Origin of the sequence: Gluconobacter sp. P1D12_c, from assembly GCF_018812105.1 — a bacterium.
In the GTDB taxonomy this organism is placed as follows: Bacteria; Pseudomonadota; Alphaproteobacteria; order Acetobacterales; family Acetobacteraceae; genus Gluconobacter; species Gluconobacter oxydans_A.
Genome location: NZ_JACSIQ010000160.1, coordinates 1 through 625 on the forward strand (window position 1 = coordinate 1; position 625 = coordinate 625).

The window sequence follows — 625 nt, forward strand, 5'->3', positions numbered from 1 at the left end:
TCATGTAGTAGCGGACAAGACCCGGCCCTCGCATACCGGCTACCTTTTCGCGCTCGGAGAAAATCGCACCGAACTTCACCAGTTCATTCATGATGGCTGTAACTTCGTTGACCCGAATTCCGACTTTTTCGGCGATTTCTTCGCGGGTTAGCATGATCTGTCCGGTATGTGGGAACAGGTGGTCGAACAAGAGCGTCCAGACGTCCACGGCCTTCATTGGACGTTTACTGTTCTTCATTAGCCACAAGGTGACAGCACGGTTCTGTGCGGGACGGATCATAACAAACGGCTCCGTTGTTCCGGGGGCTGGGGTAGTAATGCGTTGAACGGTGACCATGACCCGGCCAAGGGCATCATGGTCAAAATCGGGATTGTCAAAAAACGGCAAAAGGGCTTGGCGAACCTGTTCGGCCTGATCTTCACGAAGCCGATCTTTTGGGGTCTTGAGACGGGTCATGTTCCGCATGTGGGAAACCTCTGTATGAGTGCCGAATAGGTCGCACACTGTGCGACTTTATGGTCGCACGTGGTGCGACCTAATGGCAAGCCATTTTTGGCGGTTCCCCAAGGGAAAAGGATGATCGGTAAAACCCTAGATATAAATAAGATAAAATCTCTCTCTGTA

Annotated in this window: 1 protein-coding gene; it reads right to left on the reverse strand. The window is 51.7% G+C overall.

Annotated elements, in window-relative coordinates; translation table 11 throughout:
* Positions 1–457, reverse strand: a 457-nt coding sequence (locus tag KP705_RS16110) for a hypothetical protein (RefSeq protein ID WP_252348428.1), incomplete at its 3' end; no start/stop codon positions are given.
* Between the last annotated feature and the right edge of the window lie 168 nt (positions 458–625).